Origin of the sequence: Micromonospora marina (genome assembly GCF_900091565.1) — a bacterium.
In the GTDB taxonomy this organism is placed as follows: Bacteria; Actinomycetota; Actinomycetes; order Mycobacteriales; family Micromonosporaceae; genus Micromonospora; species Micromonospora marina.
Map to the genome: position 1 here is coordinate 382,915 of NZ_FMCV01000003.1, position 14,991 is coordinate 397,905.

General features: G+C 75.2%; 14 protein-coding genes. 8 read left to right on the top strand and 6 right to left on the bottom strand.

Annotation, left to right across the window (positions count from 1 at the left end):
• Nucleotides 1-118: 118 nt before the first annotated feature.
• Both GA0070215_RS06220 and GA0070215_RS06225 read left to right on the top strand, forming a co-directional pair.
• The gene (locus GA0070215_RS06220) at nt 119-1,369 is read left to right on the top strand and encodes an MFS transporter (protein WP_018784059.1); all 1,251 of its coding nucleotides are present in this window, start codon (nt 119-121) and stop codon (nt 1,367-1,369) included.
• Nucleotides 1,370-1,456: 87 nt separating this feature from the next.
• A complete protein-coding gene (locus GA0070215_RS06225) occupies nt 1,457-1,789 on the top strand; it encodes a hypothetical protein (RefSeq protein ID WP_013476546.1) in 333 nt (110 codons plus the stop codon).
• A gap of 17 nt (nt 1,790-1,806) precedes the next feature.
• Here GA0070215_RS06225 and GA0070215_RS06230 read toward each other — a convergent pair whose 3' ends face one another.
• Nucleotides 1,807-2,169 carry a fluoride efflux transporter FluC gene (locus GA0070215_RS06230; protein ID WP_091042786.1) on the bottom strand — a complete coding sequence of 121 codons (363 nt, stop codon included), beginning with the start codon at nt 2,167-2,169 and terminating at the stop codon, nt 1,807-1,809.
• On the bottom strand, nt 2,166-2,636 hold the full coding sequence (locus GA0070215_RS06235) for a FluC/FEX family fluoride channel (RefSeq protein WP_091042907.1): 471 nt from the start codon (nt 2,634-2,636) through the stop codon (nt 2,166-2,168). The genes GA0070215_RS06230 and GA0070215_RS06235 overlap by 4 nt, the downstream gene beginning before the upstream one ends.
• 227 nt (nt 2,637-2,863) lie before the next feature.
• On the opposite strand from GA0070215_RS06235, the gene GA0070215_RS06240 reads away from it, so the two are divergent.
• Nucleotides 2,864-3,070, top strand: coding sequence for a hypothetical protein (locus GA0070215_RS06240; protein WP_018784062.1), 207 nt, complete (start codon nt 2,864-2,866; stop codon nt 3,068-3,070).
• A 1-nt stretch (nt 3,071) separates the two neighbouring features.
• Nucleotides 3,072-3,479: a hydroxyphenylacetyl-CoA thioesterase PaaI gene (gene paaI, locus GA0070215_RS06245; protein ID WP_091042790.1), complete on the top strand. Its 408-nt coding sequence runs from the start codon at nt 3,072-3,074 to the stop codon at nt 3,477-3,479.
• A gap of 84 nt (nt 3,480-3,563) precedes the next feature.
• On the opposite strand, the gene GA0070215_RS06250 is transcribed toward paaI, so the two are convergent.
• Entirely contained in the window at nt 3,564-5,576 is a 2,013-nt protein-coding gene (locus tag GA0070215_RS06250; RefSeq protein ID WP_091042909.1) for an adenylate/guanylate cyclase domain-containing protein, read from the bottom strand.
• Nucleotides 5,577-5,765: 189 nt separating this feature from the next.
• Between GA0070215_RS06250 and GA0070215_RS06255 the strand changes: the two genes are divergently transcribed.
• The 4 genes from GA0070215_RS06255 to GA0070215_RS06270 all read left to right on the top strand — a co-directional run bounded on the left by GA0070215_RS06255 (nt 5,766) and on the right by GA0070215_RS06270 (nt 12,286).
• Nucleotides 5,766-8,705 (top strand): helix-turn-helix transcriptional regulator, encoded by a 2,940-nt coding sequence (locus tag GA0070215_RS06255; protein ID WP_091042795.1) that lies wholly within the window; start codon nt 5,766-5,768, stop codon nt 8,703-8,705.
• A gap of 116 nt (nt 8,706-8,821) precedes the next feature.
• The gene (locus tag GA0070215_RS06260) at nt 8,822-9,592 is read left to right on the top strand and encodes a DUF5995 family protein (protein WP_018784066.1); all 771 of its coding nucleotides are present in this window, start codon (nt 8,822-8,824) and stop codon (nt 9,590-9,592) included.
• A 96-nt stretch (nt 9,593-9,688) separates the two neighbouring features.
• Nucleotides 9,689-10,126, top strand: a complete 438-nt coding sequence (locus GA0070215_RS06265) for a hypothetical protein (RefSeq protein ID WP_091042799.1) — start codon at nt 9,689-9,691, stop codon at nt 10,124-10,126.
• A gap of 63 nt (nt 10,127-10,189) precedes the next feature.
• On the top strand, nt 10,190-12,286 hold the full coding sequence (locus GA0070215_RS06270; RefSeq protein WP_091042803.1) for an APC family permease: 2,097 nt from the start codon (nt 10,190-10,192) through the stop codon (nt 12,284-12,286).
• Nucleotides 12,287-12,311: 25 nt separating this feature from the next.
• On the opposite strand, the gene GA0070215_RS06275 is transcribed toward GA0070215_RS06270, so the two are convergent.
• The 3 genes from GA0070215_RS06275 to GA0070215_RS06285 form a co-directional block, all read right to left on the bottom strand.
• Nucleotides 12,312-13,271 carry a TIGR03557 family F420-dependent LLM class oxidoreductase gene (locus tag GA0070215_RS06275; RefSeq protein WP_091042806.1) on the bottom strand — a complete coding sequence of 320 codons (960 nt, stop codon included), beginning with the start codon at nt 13,269-13,271 and terminating at the stop codon, nt 12,312-12,314.
• A 176-nt stretch (nt 13,272-13,447) separates the two neighbouring features.
• The gene (locus tag GA0070215_RS06280; RefSeq protein WP_018784070.1) at nt 13,448-13,654 is read right to left on the bottom strand and encodes a hypothetical protein; all 207 of its coding nucleotides are present in this window, start codon (nt 13,652-13,654) and stop codon (nt 13,448-13,450) included.
• A gap of 109 nt (nt 13,655-13,763) precedes the next feature.
• A complete protein-coding gene (locus tag GA0070215_RS06285) occupies nt 13,764-14,966 on the bottom strand; it encodes a low temperature requirement protein A (protein WP_091042810.1) in 1,203 nt (400 codons plus the stop codon).
• Nucleotides 14,967-14,991: the final 25 nt, after the last annotated feature.

The window sequence follows — 14,991 nt, forward strand, 5'->3', positions numbered from 1 at the left end:
GCCCGCATCATGCCTGCTGCGGCGCGAACGGGCTAAGCCATAACGGCGCTTGTGGTGGTAGCGCTCTCAGGTGTGCGATTGTCGTCGGGATCCATACGGGGGAAGGAACTGACGCACCGTGAGCAGCACCATCGACGCGCCGGCCGGAAAGCGGCCACCGGCGCCAGAGGCGGTGCTGACCGCCCGCAACGGCGTCGCCGTGGTCTTCGCCCTCAACGGGCTCGCGGTGGCGAGCTGGTTCTCCCGCGTCCCGGCGGCCCGGGAGGCGCTCGACCTCAGCCCGAGCCGGCTCGGGCTCCTGCTGCTCTGCGTCTCGGCCGGTGCGCTGCTGGCCATGCCGACCGCCGGCCTGGTCACCCAGCGGCTCGGGCCCGCGCGCACGGTGGCCGTGTCGGTGGTGCTCGTCATGCTCGGCCTCACCGGCGCCGGGCTCGCCGCCGGCCTGGCCGGATCGGTCGTCGGAGTCGGGTTCGGGCTCGCCGCGTTCGGCTTCGGCTCCGGCATGTGCGACGTGGCGATGAACGTCGAGGGCGCGACGGTGGAGAAGCGCCTCGGCTACACCATCCTGCCCCGGTTCCACGCCGCCTGGAGCCTCGGCTCGGTGGCCGGGGCCGGGCTGGGCGCGGCGGCCGCGCGGTTCGGCGTACCCGTCGGGGTGCACCTGCCGGTCCTGTCGGTGCTCGTTCTGGCCGGCACACTGCTCGGCGCCCGGGCGTTCCTCGCCGCACCGGCCGACCCGGCCGGCGACGGGGAGCCGGCGGCCCGGCGGCGGGCGCTGCTCGCCGCCTGGCGCGAGCCCCGCACCCTGCTGATCGGGCTGCTCGTGCTGGTCATGGCGTTCACCGAGGGCAGCGCCAACGACTGGCTCGCGGTCGCCTTCGTGGACGGGTACGGGGTCGACGAGTCCGTCGGCGCCGCCGTGTTCGGCGTGTTCGTGGTGGGCATGACGCTCGGCCGCACCGTCGGCACGGTCGCCATCGACAGGTGGGGGCGGGTGCCGGTGCTGTTCGCGACAATCGCGATGGCGTCCGCCGGTGCCGCGCTCGCCGTGCTGGCCGGCTCCGGCCCCCTCGCCGTGGCCGGCGTCGCGCTGTGGGGACTCGGCGCCTCGCTCGGCTTCCCGGTCGGGATGAGCGCCGCCGCCGACGACGAGGACAAGGCCCCGGCCCGGGTGAGTGTGGTCGCCGTGATCGGCTACACCGCCTTCCTCGCCGGCCCGCCGCTGCTCGGCTTCCTCGGCGACCACTTCGGGGTGCTGTCCGCGCTCGGCGTGGTGCCGCTGCTCCTGTTGCCCACGCTCGCGCTGGTGCCGGTCCTGCGGGAGCGCCCCGCCGCGCCGGCCGGCACCCCGGCGGCGAAGGTCGGCTGAGCCGGTCCAGCCGACTCCCACCGCGCTCCCAGCCGCCTGCCAGGCGGGCGTGCTGCACTGGAACGAACGCGAGGAGAGGAGGCGGGCATGGGCTGGTTCAGCCGCCGGGCCGCCGACCCGACGACGCCCACGAAGCTCGACCGCGAGGCGAACAAGGAGGACCTGGCGCAGCTGGAGGCGTTCGTCACCAGCCGGCGCGGGGTCGAGTTCTACCTGGAACCCGAGACCACCGCCACCGACACCACAGTCGTCGCCATCGCGGACGACGGCGAGTGGATCCGCCGCCGTACCGGCTCGCCCCGGGTCGCCGGCCGGATCGCCCAGAAACACGCGGTGCCGCTGTACGAGGCGGCCCGCACCGGCTACCCGGAGCGGATGCGGGCGTGGAACCGGGCCCACCCGGAGCGCCGGGCCCGCTGACCGGCCGACCCGCGCGGTCAGCCGGCCAGCGCGGTGACGAGAACGTAGCCGAGGAACGCCGCGCCGAGCCCGGCGACCACACTGAGCGCCATGTTCGCGTACGCGACGCGGCGCTCGCCGGTGCGGGCCAGGCGCAGCGTCTCGTAACCGAGCGTGGACCAGGTGGTAAGCGCGCCGCAGAAGCCGGTGCCGACAAGCGCGGTCACGCGCGGGTCGACGGGCGCCGCGAGCAGGCCGCCGAGCAGCAGCGACCCGGCCACGTTGACGGTCAGCGTGCCCCACGGGAACGGCGCGGCGTGCCGGGACTGCACCGCCCGGTCGGTCAGGTAGCGCAGCGGGGCGCCGATCGCGGCGCCGAGCGCGATGAGCAGGACGGTCACCGCCGCCTCCCGTCCCGGGCGGCCAGCGCTCGCGCGGTCACCGCGTCCCCGGCCGCGACCGCCGCCAGCGCGGCGAGCACCGTCGCGGTCAGGTAGCCGCCCGCCGTGACGGCCGCGCCGTCGGCCAGCAGCCGCTGCGCGTCGACCGCGTACGCGGAGAACGTGGTGAACCCGCCGAGCACGCCGACGCCGAGGAACGGCCGGGTCAGCGGGTGGGCCGGACGGGCGGCGAGCGCCGCCGTCAGCACGCCGATGAGCAGGCACCCGGTGACGTTGACGGCGAACGTGGCCCAGGGGAAGCCACCGGCCTGGTGCGGCACCGCCGACTGGGCGCCCGCCCGCGCGAGCGCCCCGAACACACCACCGGCGGCGATCACGCCGAGTACCGCCGCCGGGTGCGCGGACAGTTCCGCCCGGTCCGCCGGTACGCGCAGGTCGACGTCGGGGTCGACGCGGGGATCGGACACCACACCTCCCACCAGCACCCGCGAGCATAACCCCGCCCTCGCGCCCGGCTCTCCGGTCTCCGCGATCTTGCAGGTTCTGCCCCGGCGGGACCGGACATTCGGGGGCGCCTGAGGGGCGGCAAGTGCAAGATCGCGGGGGAGAGAGCGGGGGAGGGGTGGCGGGCGTACGGTGGGCGGCAGCGCCCGGCGCGGCGGTGCCGGGCCACTCCCGTGCCAGGAGGTGCCCCGTGCAGGACCGCACGCCCCGTCCGGACGAGCTGGATCCCGTCGAACGGATCGGCGTCGACGAGGCCGAGCGGGCCGGCGCGACGCTGGTCGAGCAGGTCAAGAACACCGTCGGGGTGTCGGTGGCGGTACGGGTGATCGAGCCGGACGGGGTGGAACGCTCGATGGGCAAGACGCGCCGCATCGTCGACCGGCGGCGGGAGTCCTGAGATGGCGGGCGACGGCGGCCGTACCGCGGCGCACGACATGTTCGACGCCGACGTGGCGTCGAAAGGGCTCGGCATCGAACTTGTCTCGGCCGGCGCCGGTGCGGCGGTGGCCCGGATGCGGGTCACTCCGGCGATGCTCAACGGGCACGCGATCGGGCACGGCGGCTTCGTGTTCCTGCTCGCCGACACCGCGTTCGCGCTGGCCTGCAACAGCCACGGCCCGGCCACGGTGGCGGCCGGCGGCGAGATCAGCTTCCTGCGTCCGGTACGCGAGGGCGACCTGCTGGAGGCGTACGCCACCGAGCGGGTCCGGCACGGCCGCAGCGGCATCTACGACGTGACGGTGCGGCGCGGCGACGAGGTGGTGGCCGAGTTCCGGGGCCGCAGCCGCACCATCGCCCGCGACTGACCCGCCCGCCCGGCCCGTGTTCGCGGGCCCGCAGGCCGGTGACGTCCGGGCCGGAGCGGCCCCGTGCCCGCTCCGGCCCGGACGTCATGCGGCCGGCCCGAGTGCGTGCCCGCCGGGCCCGGTTCTTCGCCGGCCCACCCGCCGGAGCGGAACGGGCTGCGCCGGAGCGCCGACCGTCGCCGGTCCGGCGCGCGCCGGCTGCCCCGCCGGCCCGGGCACCGCCCGGAGCGCACCGGCCCGTCCGGGCGGTGCGAGGACCGGATCCCCGGACACCCGACGGAGCGGGCCGCGACGATCGAGCCGGTCCGGCGGGTCGGGCGCCGGTCGGGCCCCTCCACCCGACCGGCGCGACCGCCCCGCCCCGAGCGGGCAGACCTCCCGCCCGCCGGCGTCCCGGGACGGGACACCGGTTCCCGCTCCCGGCGCACGGCCGGCAGCGGTGTCCTTCGCGGCGCGCAGGCGGCGGGCGAAGTCCGCCCGTACCGCACGGGACAGCCGCAGCGCGGCCACCCGCGCCACCAGCACGTCGATCGCCCAGCCGCCCGCCGCGGCAGGGCGCAGCAGCCCCGCCGAGGCCAGCGCCCGCAACGCCGGCCCGGCCCGGCCGGCGGGCCAGCCGAGCATCGCCTCGACCGAGGCGGCCACGACCGGGCCGCTGCCGGCGGCACCGGCCAGCAGCACCGCCCGGTGCGTACCGTCGAGCCGGTCCAGCCGGGCGTCCACCAGACGGCGCGCGGCGGCCGGCACTCCGCCCGGCTCGCCGGCCGGGTCCGCCGACGCGTACGCGGCCGCGAGCGCCGGACTGCCACCGACCAGCCCGACCAGGCGCGCGGCGAGCGCGGCCGGCCGCCCGGCCCGGTCGAGCAGGTGCCGCAGCAGCCGCCCGGTGTCCGGCGGTCCCAGCGGCTCCACCGGGATCCGCCGCGCCGGGGTGGGCAGCGGGTCGGCCGAGCCGGAGCCGCACGTGGTGACCACCGCCAGCGGCAGCCCTCGCTCACCCGCCGCCACGTGGAGCTGGTGCAGGAACCGGCGCAGCGCCGGGGCCGCCCGGTCCAGGTCGTCCACGGCCACCACCACCGGCGTGCCGGCGGCCAGGCCGAGCAGCGCCTCACGGCAGGCGCCCACGGCGCGGGCCGCCACCGTGTCGTCGTCCGGCGCGGCGAGGAACGCGGCGAGCACGCCGCCGCCCGGACCGTCCGCGACAGTGCCGTCGGGCCGTGGCCGGACCAGGTCGGCCAGCGGCGCCAGTTCCCCGCACGGGTACGGCGGGCAGGCCGTCACCCGCCGGCGCACCGGCACCCCGTCCACGTGCGGCACGGCGCGGGTCACCTCGTGCAGCAGCCGGCTACGGCCGCTGCCCGGCGGTCCGACCAGCGAGATCCACCGGGGACGGCGCTCGCGCAGCGCCCGGGCCACCTCGTCGGCCGCGCTCGCCAGCTCCCGGCCGCGGCCGACGAGCGGGACGCCGTGCCGGGCCGGCCCGCTCCCGGCCACCCCGGTCACCCGCCACACGTCCAGCGGAAGCGTCTTGCCGGCGAGCGCCAGGGTGGCGAGTGGACGTTGCTCGACCAGTCCCGCCACCGCCGCGCGGGTCACCGGGCAGACCACGACCCCGCCGGGCGGCGCGTGCTCCTGGAGGCGGGCCGCCGTGGTGATCACCGCGCCGCTGGCCGCGCCGTGGCCGCCGTCGCGGAACCCGGTCAGGTCCAGCAGCACCTCGCCGGTCGCCACACCGACCCGCACACGCAGCCGGACGCCGGCCGGTCGCCGCCGCTGGAGCGCGGCCTGGATGTCCAGCCCGGCCCGCACCGCCCGGTACGCGTCGAAACCGTCCGAACCGGACGCGCCGAACAGCGCCATCACCGCGTCGCCGACGTACTTCTCCACCACGCCCCGCCAGCGGCGCAGCACCGAGGCGACGGTGCCGAAGTAGGCGCGCTGCAACGCCCGTACGTCCTCCGGGTCGAGCCGCTCGACCAGTCGCGTCGAGCCGACGATGTCGACGAAGAGGACGGTCGCGGTACGTCGTTCCTCGGGCACCGGCCGGCACGCCGCGACGACGGCTTCCCGACTCCCTGCGGGCGTGGTGATCAACATCGCACCCACCCTTTCGCGATCGTGGTGCCCGATGACCTCAGCAGACTTTCACCACCGGGTTCTCGGCGGATCTGTAGGACGACGTATGTCGGGCACCCGCAACCATTAGTCGTGTAGTCGACGCGAGAGGTACGAGTCCGGCCCCGAGGCCGTAGAACGGTGCGGGGACCTGTGACTAGGCTGCGTCCCATGGCCAGCGACGTGGACACGGCACCTCTCGTCGGCCGTACCGGGACCATGGCGACGCTGCGGTCGGCGCTCTACGACGACCTGCGGCCCGGGCAGACCGGCGCGGTGTTCCTCACCGGAGAGAGCGGGGTGGGCAAGACCCGCCTGCTGACCGAGGTCGGCGAGCAGCTGCGGCAGACCGGCGCGCTGGTGCTCACCGGCGCCTGCCTCGACATCGGAGACGCCTCGCCGCTGCACCCGGTACGGCAGGCGCTGCGCCGGCTCGACGCCGAGCAGGCGCAGGCGCGCACCACGTCGGCGATCCGCGGGGTGCTGCAGGTCTTCGACGAGGAGACCCCCGGCCCGGACGGCGCCGGCGCGCTGCTGGAACGCGTCGCCCAGGGCCTGCACGTGGTGGCCGGTGGACGGCCGCTGGTGCTCGTCCTCGACGATCTACAGTGGGTCGACCGCAGCACCCGGCAACTCCTGCTCTACCTGCTGGCCGGGCTCGGCGACCTCCAGCTCTCCGTGCTGGCCGCGATCCGGGCCGAGTCGCTGCGCGGTGCGCACCCGCTGCGCCGGGTGCTCACCGAGCTGCGCCGGCTGCGCTCGGTGCGGGTGATCGACCTGCTGCCGCTGGACCGGTCCGCCACCGACGAGCTGGCCGCCGCCGTGGTCGGCGCGCCGCTGCCCCCGGAGGCCGCCGACCAGCTCTGGCAGCGCAGCGGCGGCAACCCGTTCGTGGTGGAGGAACTGGCCCGCGACCGGCGTGACGGCCGCGACGGACTTTCCGACACGCTGCGCGAGGTGTTCCTCGACCGGGTCGACGCGCTGCCGCAGCCGGCGCACGCGGTGGTGCACGCGGTGGCGGTCGGCGTCGAGCCGGTCGAGCACTGGCTGCTGGCCCAGGTGGTGCGGCTGCCCGAGGAGGAACTGCTCGACGCGGTCCGCGAGGCGGTCGCGCACCGCCTGCTGGTCGGTGCCGACGACGGCTACCGGCTGAGGCACCGGCTGGCCGCCGAGGTACTGGCCCACGAACTGCTGCCCGCCGAGCGGGCCGCGCTGCACCGCCGCTACGCCGAGGCGCTCACCGCCGTACCGGCCGAGCTGCACCAGGCCCGGCTGGCCCACCACTGGCGGCACGCCGGCGAGCCGGGCCGGGCGCTGCCCGCCGCGATGGCCGCCGCCCGCGAGGCGGAGCGGCTGCACGGGTACGCCGAGGCGCACCGCCACTGGTCCGCCGCGCTGACCCTGGCCACCGAGCCGGCCGCCGTCCTGCCCGACGGGGCGCGCCCCGAGCCGGTCGAGGTGGACCGGGCCGAGCTGCTCAGCCACGCCGCCGAGGCCGCGCACCACAGCGGGGAGCACGCGCGCGCCCTGACCCTGCTGGAGGAGCTGACCGACGACCCGTCCGGCCCGCCGGTCTGCGCGCTGCGCATCCGCCGGGCCCGCTACCTGGCCGCGGCCGGTCGGTCGGCCCCCGCCGAGCAGGAGTACCGGGGGGTGCTGGACGCGCCCGACTGCACACCGCGGGAGCGGTGCACGGCCGCCGCCCGGCTGGCCGAGCTGCTGCTGCACCTGGGCCGCTACGCCGAGGCCGGCGACCAGGCCCGGGAGGCCCTCGCGCTCGCCGCCGACGTTCCGGGTACCACCTCCGAGGTGGTGACGGCCAGCGCCGCGCTCGGGTTCAGCGAGGCGTTCCTGGAGGATCCGGCCGCCGGGCTGGCGGTGATGCGCCGGGCGCTGGACACCGCCGAGCGGTCCGGCCGGCCGGAGGACGTGGCCTGCGCCTACCTGCACCTGGCCGAGCTGCTCACCGGTCCGCTGAACATCCTCGAGGAGGGGGTGGTGGTGGCCCGCCGGGGCGCCGACCGGGTCGCCGAGCTGGGGCTCGGCCGCACCTGGGAGACCCGGTTGCTGGCGGTGGCGACGAACGGGCTGTTCCGGGTCGGGCAGTGGGCCGAGGCGGAGAAGGTCGTCGCGGCGGCGCTGCGGCACCGCCCGTCCGGGGCCGACGCGGTCGAGCTGCTGCTGGCCCGGTGCCGGCTCTCGGTCGGGTACGGGGACGTCGAGGCGTCCGACCGCGACCTGGAGGCGGTCGCGACGGTGCTGGCCGGCGGCGGCGCCCGGCACGTGCTGCCGATGCTCATCCTGCGCGCCGGCCTGGCCATGTGGCAGGGCCGACACGACCTGGCCCGGCAGGCGGTGCAGCGGGGCCTGACCGAGAGCCGCTCCGACGACGTGATCGTGCTGGCCACCCTGGCCTGGCACGGACTGCGGGCGGAGGCCGAGGCGGCGGCCGGCCGGACGATCGAGGTGGACCCGAACGCGGTACGCCGGCTGCGCGAGGTGGTCGACCGGTTGGCCGGCAAGAGCGCCAAGGCGGGCGCACCGGTGCGCTATGTCGCCGAGGGGTTCCTGGCGCTCTGCGACGCCGAGCTGAGCCGGCTCGACGACGGCCGGGGCGACCCCGCGCTGTGGGAGCGCTCCGCGCTCGAGTGGGACCGGCGCAACCACCCCTACCCGGCCGCGTACTCGCGGTTGCGGCAGGCCGAGGCGCTGCTGGCCCGCCGCAGCCGGGTGGCCACCGCCGGCAAGCTGCTGCACCGGGCGTACGCGATGGCCCAGTCGCTCGGTGCGGTGCCGCTGACCGCGGAGATCCGTACCATCGCCTCGCGGGCCCGGGTGGCCCTGGACGCCGCGCCGGATCCCGCGCCGGTGCCCCGGCCGCGGGCGGCGGCGCCCGCCGGGCCGGCGGTGGACGAGCTGGCGACGCTCACCGCGCGGGAGCGGGAGGTGCTCGCCGCCGTCGCCGAGGGGCTGACCAACCGGGAGATCGGGCAGCGGCTGTTCATCAGCGAGCGGACCATCGGCGTCCACGTCTCGCACATCTTCGACAAGCTCCAGGTCCGCACGCGGGTGCAGGCCAGCGCCATCTTCCTGCGCAACGGCGCGGAGTAGACGTACGCCGGCAATACGTCGTTCGACGGATCCGCGATGTGGACGGCGGCTGGCAGGCTGTCCCGCGGAACGCCGGTGGTGGCGTCGTGGGGGGCGCCGGCCGTTGTGGAGGAGAGATGACCGAACCGGTCTGGGGTCCTGTGCACCAGGACATCGTCGGCCTGCTCGCCGACCATCCCGCCGACGTGCCGGCGGTCGTGGACCATCTGACGAAGTTGCAGGATCTGCTGGTCCGGCTGCCGCCGCTGGAGCAGAGCTGCCCGCTCGCCGACTTCAACAAGCTCTACCTGGTCATCACCAGCACGGTGCTCGACGGCCTGTACGACGACCGGTTCTGCGACCCGGCCTTCCTGGCGCGGCTGGACGTGGAGTTCGCGGCCCGCTACTTCGAGGCGCTGCGGTTCTGGACCGACTCCAGCCCGAGCACCCCGAAGGCGTGGTCGTGCCTGTTCAAGCGGATGCGCGGCCCGGACGCCCGGCCGTTGCCGTCGGCCGCCGCGGGCGTCAACGCGCACATCAACTACGACCTGCCGTTCGCGCTGGTGACCACGTTCGACAGCCTGGAGTCCGAGCCGATCGACGGCAGCGACCAGCACCGCGACTACCTGGAGATCAACAAGATCTTCGCCGAGCGGATCCCGGAGCTGCGCCGTGGCTACCTGGACAACTGGCAGCTCATGATCGACATGGTGAACGGCGACATCGACGACTGGTACCAGGGCGAACTGGTGGAGTACACCCGGAACGTGGCCTGGCGCAACGCGCAGAAGATCTGGCGCTGCCGGCACGACCCGGACGCCCGTGAGTGTGAGCGGACGCGGCTGGACGACAACGCCGCGCTGCTCGGCCGGCTGCTGTTGTCGCCCCTCGGGGCGTTCCTGCAGTAGCCGGGACGGGGGGTTCCCGCGTCCCGCCGTTCGGGCGCGGGACGCGGGAACGCCGCCCACGGGTGTCGAGCCCGCCGCACCGGGTACGTCGCCGTCGTGCCGCCAGACGAATCGGCCGGCCCCGGAGCGCTCCCGCCGGGCCCGGTCCGCCGCTTCCCGTTCCGCTTCGACCCGGCGTTCCGGCTGCCGCTGGCGCTGCTCGGGGTGCGGCCCGCCACGGCCTGGCTCGGCTGGGGCCCGGACGCGCTCGTCGTCCGGTTCGGGCCGTGGCTGCTGCGTACCACCCCGGGCAACGTGACCGGGGCCGAGCTGAGCGGGCCGTACCGCTGGTGGCGGGCGATCGGCCCGCACCTGTCGGCGGCCGACGGCGGGGTGACCTTCGGCACCAGCGTGGCCGGCGGCCTCTGCCTGCGTTTCGCCGATCCGGTGCCGGCGCTGGCCCCCGGCCCCAGGCCGCGGCACCCGGCGGTCACCGTGACGGTGGCCGACCCGGCGGCGGTGCGCGACGCGCTGGCCCGCGGACCGGATCTTTGACCGGTTCGGCCGGGTCGGGGCGGGGACAACCCCTACCGTCTTCATAGGGACGAAGGGGAGCAGATGGGGCAGGCGGGCGGGCCGGAACAGCCCAGGCGCACGCGGGAGCGGCGCCGGGAGGCGCACGCGGCCGCGGCGGCCCGGGCCGGCCGGCACGGCGATCACGCCGAGCGGTCCGGCCGAGCCGTGCCGGAGCTGCCGGAACGGGTGGCGGCGCCGGCGCGGCCGAGGCCGCCGGCGGGCCGGCTGCACCGGTGGTTGTTCGCGCACCGGGTCGAGCCGGTCGGCCCGGAGGTCCGCGAGCACCAGACCCGGTCCCACCCGTGGTGGCAGGTGATGTGCCTGACCGGCGTCGACTACTTCTCCACGCTGTCCTACCTGCCCGGCATCGCCGCCGTGGCGGCGGGCGCGCTCAGCCCGCTGGCCACGCTGCTGATCGTGGCGCTGACGCTGCTCGGGATGCTGCCGATGTACCGCCGGGTGGCCCGGGAGAGCCCGCACGGGCAGGGGTCGGTGGCCATGCTGGAGCGGCTGCTGCCGTTCTGGCGCGGCAAGGTCTTCGTGCTGGTGCTGCTCGGCTTCGTCGCCACCTCGTGGATCATTACGATCACGCTCTCCGCCGCCGACGCCAGCGTGCACCTGCTGGAGAACCCGGTCCTGCCCGCGTCGTTCCCGCACGGCGACACGGCGGCGGTGCTGGTCACCGTGGCGCTGCTGCTCGTGCTCGGCGGCGTGTTCCTGCTCGGGTTCAGCGAGGCCGTGCAGGTCGCCATCCCGCTGGTGGCGGCGTTCCTGGCGCTGAACGCGGTGGTGGTGGCCGCCGGCGTGGCCGAGGTCGCCGCCGACCCGGGTCTGCTCGGCGACTGGACCGGCCGGCTGGCCGACACCGGCGGCGCCGGCGACGTCCTGGCCACGAGCGTGCTCGCGTTCCCGCTCCTGGTGCTCGGCCTGTCCGGGTTCGAGACCGGGGTGAGCATGATGCCGCTGGTGCGCGGCGAGGGCGAGGACGCGCAACGGCGGCTGGACGCCCGGATCCGCAACACCCGCCGGCTGCTCGCCGCCGCCGCATTGATCATGTCGGTCTACCTGATCGCGACCACGTTCGTCACCACGCTGCTGATCCCGCCCGAGGCGTTCGACCCCGGCGGCCCGGCGGACGGCCGGGCGCTGGCGTTCCTCGCCCACGAGCACCTGGGCGAGGTGTTCGGCACCGTCTACGACATCAGCAGCATCCTGATCCTCTGGTTCGCGGGCGCGTCGGCGATGGCCGGGCTGATCAACATCGTGCCCCGCTACCTGCCGTCGTACGGCATGGCGCCGGAGTGGGGGCGGGCGGTGCGCCCGGTGGTGCTGGTCTACACCGCGATCAGCATCGCCATCACGATCGCCTTCTCCGCCGACGTGAACGCCCAGGCCGGGGCGTACGCCACCGGCATCCTCGCCATGATGGTCTCGGGCGCGATAGCGGTGACCATCGCGGCGCTGCGTGCCCGCAGCCGCGCCGCCGCGGCCGGGTTCGCGCTCCTCACCGCCGTGCTGCTGTACGCGCTGGTGGAGAACGTGGTGGCGAAGCCGGACGGCATCACCATCTCCGGGTTCTTCATCGCCGGGATCATCGCGGTGTCGCTGATCTCCCGCGTCACCCGGACCACCGAGCTTCGCGCCGAGCGGATCGAGTTCGACGAGGCGGCCCGCCGCTTCGTCGACGAATCGGTCGCCCGGGACGGGCGGCTACACCTGATCGCCAACAAACGGCAGCGCGGGTCGGTTAAGGAGTACCGGGTCAAGGAACGAGCGCAACGGTCGATGAACCCGGTGCCGGGCGCCGCCGACGTGCTGTTCCTGGAGATCGACGTGAGTGACCCGTCCCAGTTCAGCCAGGTGCTGCGGGTGCGCGGGACGGAGTCCGGCGGCCACCGGATCCTGCGCGCGAGCAGTTCGGCCGCACCGAACGCGATAGCCGCGATCCTGCTGGCGCTGCGCGACGCGACGGGCGTGCGCCCGCACTGCCACTTCGAGTGGTCGGAGGGGAACCCGATCGCGCACCTGCTGCGCTACCTCATCCTCGGCCGGGGCGACACCCCGCCCGTGGTGCGGGAGATCATCCGCAAGTCCGAGCCGGACCCGACCCGCCGCCCCGGCATCCACGTGGGCGGCTGAGCGCGGGTCCGGCCGGGCAGCGCGACTAACCGAGCGCGCGGACGCGGGCGAGCAGGTCGCGGGCGCAGAAGTCCAGGAAGCCGTCCGGGTCCGGTCCGGCGTTCTGGAGCACGATGTGGTCGAAGCCCGCCTCGACGTACGTCCGGGCCTGCTCCACGTGCGGCGCGGCGTCCGGGCCGACGGAGAACTGCTGCCGGATGTGGTGGTCCTCGACCCAGGCGGTGGCGGCGTCGAAGTTCACCGGGTTCGGCAGTTCGCTCATCACCTTCCAGCCGGTGACCGCCCAGCGGCTGGTCTCCCGGGCCGCGCGTACCGCCGCCTCCTCGTCGGTGGCCCAGGCCATCGGCACCTCGGCGTAGCACGGGCCCTGGCCGCCGGCGTTGCGGTACTGGTCGACGATCGACGTCTTCGGTTCGGTGGCGAACAGGCCGGTGCCCAGCTCGGCGGCGAGACCGGCCGATTGCCGGCCGCTCGCCGCCACGGCGATCACCGGCGGCTGTTCGGGCAGGTCCCAGACCCGGGCGTCCTCCAGCTGCAGGTGCCGGCCGTCGTAGGAGCGGTAGCCGCCCTGCCAGAGCAGCCGGATGATCTCCAACGCCTCGCGCAGCCGCTCGTGCCGCCCCCGGACGCTGGGGAACCCCTGCCCGACGACGTGCTCGTTGAGCCGCTCGCCGGCGCCCACCCCGAGCGTGAACCGCCCGTCGGAGATCAGCGCCATGGTGGCGGCGGCCTGCGCGACGATCGCCGGGTGGTAGCGGACCGACGGGCAGGTGACGCCGGTGGCGAGGCCGAGGGTGGTGGTGCGGGCGGCGATCGCGCCGAGCGCGCTCCAGGTGAAGCAGGAGTGGCCCTGCACCTCCAGCCAGGGATGGTAGTGGTCGCTCATCTCGACGAAGTCGAACCCGGCCTCCTCGGCCCGGACCGCCTGCCGGATGAGTTCCTGGGGCCCGAACGCCTCCGAGGCGAGCTTGTAGCCGATCCGCATGCCCGGTTCTCCGTTCCGTCGTCGGCGAACCGCTGCCGTTCCCACCGCTGCGGCGGGCAAACTCCGCGAAACCCAGCCTCCTAGGATGCCGTAGGGGTGGTGGCGGTCCGCACCGCGGACACGGAACGGCCCGCGCTCGCCGGGCGGGCGCGGGCCGGAGGTACGGGAGCGGACGCCTACTTCGACGGTTCGGGGAGCTTGCAGTCCACCTTCGGGTTGGCGCCGATGTAGTTCAGCGGGCCGGCCACGATGGTGACCAGGATCGTGCCCGCCTCCGCGCAGTTGGTGTCGTCGTTGCCGTAGTAGCCGCGCTGACCGGCGGCGATGGCGCCGATGATGAGCCAGATGACGACCAGGACGCCGACTATCGAGGTGCCGCGCATCAGTTGCCTCCACTGGGGTCGTGGTGGATTTCGAGGTGGAGGCCATGTACCCCGTGCGGGTGATCCGCCAAACGGCGCAGCGGTGCCGGCACGGCCGATTCCGATTACGTCAGTGCGGTGGCACCGGCTCCTCCGGCGGACGGCCGCGGCTGCGGCGATAGTCGGCGCACGCCACCCCGCCCAGCACCAGCATCGCCCCGGCGCAGACGTAGACCGGCGCGAGGAACAACCCGGCCGGGGCGATCGTGAGCAGCGCCAGCACCCCGCCGGGCCGCGACGTCGACACCCGGCTGAACACCTCGTACTCGAAGGCGCCCCGGCCGACCAGGAACAACGCCGGCCCGCCGAGGATCACCGCCAGCCAGGCCGGCGGCGTGTGGCCGGCCGGCTCCAGCAGGACCAGGTCGAAACCCGCCGCGGTGGTCACCACCCCGGCCACCATCAGCAGATGGGTGTACGGGGCGGTGTTGAGGAACCGGCTCGGCTGCGCCGACCGGGCGATGGCGTCCGGCAGCAGCTCACCGGACTTGTGCACGTAGATGCGCCAGAGCAGCAGCGTGGTGGCGAACGCGACGGTGAAGGCGGCCAGGTTCTCCGCCTTGGCGTGGTGCAGGCTGAAAACGGTGCCGGCGACCAGCACGGCGTCGCCGAGCGCGATGATGAAGAACTGCTGGTACCGCTCGGACAGATGCTCGGCGGTGACCCGGCGCTGAGCGTCGGGCACCGCGCCCAGCCCGGGCACCGGGTACGCCAGCCGGAACCCCAGATAGTCGATGGCCAGGGCACCGGCCCAGAACCACAACCGGGCGGTGCCGTGCGCGGCCAGCGCGCCGACCAGCCAGGGCACCGCCGACAGGGCGAACCAGACGAAGATGCGCACGGCCCGGCGGTTCGTCTGCACGTCCCGGCGCACGGTGGGCATCAGGAACACCCCGCGTCCGAGATGGATCGCCACGTACGTGCCGGCGAACACCAGCCCCCGGGAGCCGAACGCCTCCGGGATGGCGGTGGTCATCAGCAGCGCGCCGAACATCACCGCCACGATCAGCAGCTTGATCTCGGTGCGCCCGGGATCGTAGACGTCGGTGACCAGCGTGGTGATCGCCCAGGTCCACCAGAGCGCCATCAGCATGACCAGCGACTCGGCGGCCCGTTCCCAGGTCACCGACCCGACCAGGTTGCGCGAGATCAACGCGAGCGCGACCACGTAGACCAGGTCGAAGAAGAGTTCCAGCAGCGTGACCCGGCGCGGCGCCTCCGGATCGCGAACCGGCGGTCGCCGGCCGGCGGGCTCCGGCGCTGCGGTGGGCACGAGACGCTCCTGCGGGTGGCGGTAC